The organism is Gluconobacter sp. (assembly GCF_047723935.1).
GTDB lineage: Bacteria > Pseudomonadota > Alphaproteobacteria > Acetobacterales > Acetobacteraceae > Gluconobacter.
The window spans coordinates 1-3,232 of record NZ_JBDOBO010000132.1 but is presented as its reverse complement, the minus strand read 5'-3'; the positions used below and the strand labels follow the sequence as shown (position 1 = coordinate 3,232).

At 57.7% G+C, this 3,232-nt stretch carries 1 protein-coding gene; it reads left to right on the top strand.

The window, feature by feature from the left end; translation table 11 throughout:
* Positions 1 to 3,232: DUF4011 domain-containing protein (locus tag ABF979_RS16615; protein WP_415560779.1), on the top strand; the 3,232-nt coding region annotated here is incomplete at both ends.

Below are 3,232 nucleotides of genomic sequence, written 5' to 3'. Positions count from 1 at the left end.
TTGTCGCCCGTGCGGGAGAACAGGAACTTGCGAGGGTAACACGCGATGTCCGGATGCTTGCCCGCAATGAATGGGGTGGCCTGTCCGGTATCCCCGACATCCTCGCCGCTTTTGTACTTCCCAATGACCCTGCTATTGCCCGTATCCTGCGCAGCGCATCCGAAATCCTCCGGCAAGCGGGACAATCCCCTTCCCTCGAAGGTTATCAGGGGGACAAGGCGCGCGTGTGGGCCCAGACTCAGGCGCTGTGGTGCGCCATCTGCGCGCTGGATATTACCTATATTAATCCACCCGCATCTTTTGTTGAAAACGGCCAACGTATCCGTCTTCCAACCCAGATTGTCGAGGAACGTCTGGCGACCTGTCTCGATACGACCGTTCTGTTCGCCGCATGTCTCGAAGCCGTTGGTCTGCGCCCTCTGATTGTTCTGACGCGAGGACATGCCTTCGCGGGCCTGTGGCTCGACCAGCAGGATGCGGGTTCTTCGGTGGTCCAGGATCTGCCTGGCATTCGCAACCGCTTGAAGCTCGACGATCTACGTGTCTTTGAAACAACTTTGGCGACGGCAGCACGCAAACCCAGCTTCGCCGCAGCATGCGAGCGGGGCGAGGCCCATCTGCGCGACATAGACGATGACGATCCAGATGCGTTCCGTGAAGTTATCGATATTCACCGGGCACGCCTGCGCCGTATCCGTCCCCTCTCCACCTCAGCAGCCTCACCGGGTGCCGACGCGCCAGAAGCCGTATCCAATGAGTCAGCGGGACAACCGACATTCGAGGCCCCTCCCCCATTGCGTGAGGAGCGTGAAGAAGAGCGCCTGCCAGACCGTCCGGCAGATCGCGTGCAGAGATGGTGCAATCGTCTGCTCGACATGTCCGCGCGGAACCGGCTGCTGAACCTCCCCAAGTCAGATCGGCAACTGATTGAACTCGACTGCCCTGATCCGGCGTTATTGGAAGACATGGTGGCGGAGATGCGCGCCGGCAGCAGTGCCAAACCGCTTCGTTTCGTCGCGGCACCGGGGCTCATGGACGATGATGATCCCAGAAACAAGGCTCTCCATCAGGGACGACATCATGAGGATGCGTCCAGAGCGTATGCGCTGGAAGCCCTCAAACGACGCGAGATCGTCGTCCAGCGGAAAGAGGACAAACTTCAGACCGCACTGACCGAAATTTATCGTCATGCCCGAAGCTCCGAGCAGGAAGGCGGCACGAACGTGCTTTTCCTGACGATCGGAGCGCTGGCCTGGACATCTCAGGACAAATCCAAGCCCTATCTCGCGCCCCTCATTCTCGTTCCGGTCCTTCTGGAAAGAGCCAGCATCAAATCGCCTTTCACACTACGGGCTCACGGGGATGAAACCCGTATCAACACAACGCTGCTGGAAATGCTGCGTGCCGAATACGATATCCGGATTCCCCTGCTGGAAGGAGACACGCTTCCGGAAGATGAGTCCGGCCTCGATGTGCCAAAAATCATCGAAGCCTTCCGGCTGCACCTTCGACACATTCCGGGATGGGAAATTCGCGAGCATGTCAGTCTGACGACATTGAGCTTCGCGAAATTCCTGATGTGGAAGGACCTGCTGGAACGGAAAGAGCATCTTGCCACGAACGACGTCGCGAGCCGCCTGCTGAACGGCGTCAAGGACGGCGAGCAGACAGGCTCTGCCCCATCGAACGGTTTTGATCCTGCTGGTGACCTCGACGACGCTCTCGCCAAAGCCGATCTCGTTTGCCCGATGGAAGCCGACTCATCTCAGCTCAAGGCCATCGCACGCGCAGCAGCGGGCGAAAATTTCGTCCTGATCGGGCCGCCCGGCACAGGGAAAAGCCAGACCATTGGCAATATCATTGCCAACACGCTTGCGCAGGGGCGTACGGTCCTTTTCGTGGCTGAGAAACGGACGGCGCTTGAAGTGGTCCGTGCGCGTCTGGCCAAACTGGGCATTGCTGAGTTCTGTCTGGATCTGTTCTCGCCCAAGGCGAACAAGATGGCGGTGCTGCAACAGTTTCAGACAGCGCAGGCTGCGCTTGAGGATTTCCAGCCTGAGGAATATGCACGGACAAAACAGACACTGGATACCATTCGCACTGAACTGAACGCTTACGTCCGCGATCTCCATACGCCGCGTCGCAATGGCTGGACGCCCTATCGCGGAATTGGCGTCACTCTTCGTGCTCAGGAAACATCCATCGTCCGCATTCCTCTGGAATGGGCCAATGCGGATGTTCATTCAAAAGCCGATTACGATACATTGCTCCAGTCCGTTGAAGATCTGTCGACCCTTTATGCCCGTATCGGAGATGTTGTCGTCTCACCAAGACTGGCAGGTCTTGAACAAACGGAATGGTCACCGCTGTGGGAAGGCAGACTGCTTGACGCCGTCAAGGAAGCACTCTCCGCCCTCGACACGCTAAGAGAGGCGGCGCTGAGCGTTACCAAGGCGCTTTCGCTGCCTCAGAACAATCTTTCCCATCAGCGACTTGAGCAGATCAAAGCGCTTTGCTCCCATCTTCTGTTGCCCCACGCAGTGGCATGGAGCTTCACGGAAAGCGCCCGCGAAACACGCGATGCCGTATTACTGGAACAGAAATCTGTTACACGGTACCACGCTCTGACAGCAGATCTTGATACCCGCTGGAAAGACAGCGTACGCGCTCTTCCATTGGCTGAAACCCTTGCAGAATGGCGTACCGTTAAAGAAAAGTGGCTTCTGGCCCGTTCCATGGGGCAGAAGGCTATTCGCAAACGGCTTGAACCTCATGCCATCGCCCTGCCTGAAGACTGTGAAAACGACCTTGAAGCTCTTGTCGAACGTGCGGCCCTTCTTGAAAAGCTCGGGAATGCTTCTCACAAGACAAGCATCGGTCCGATGTGGCGGGGTCTGGAGACTGACTTCGACGCAATCAACGCCGCATTTGACTGGGGACAGGAAACACGCACCCACCTTGCGGGCTGTACAGCCGAAACGGGAGAGTTGCTCACTGCCCGCACCCATCTCAGGACTCTGCTGGCAGAAGGTCAGGATCTTCTGGCACCTGGCGGAACAATCCACACATCCCTGACCCGTTATCTCGCGGCATTTACCGACCTTGATGCTGCCCTGAAAACACTGGGAAATTGTAGTGCCAGCGACGTTACCCGGCTGGTTCCCCCCGAAAATCCTGATTGGCTCGAACAAACCACGGACAGGCTGCGGGACTGGAAAGAGGCCACTCGCGA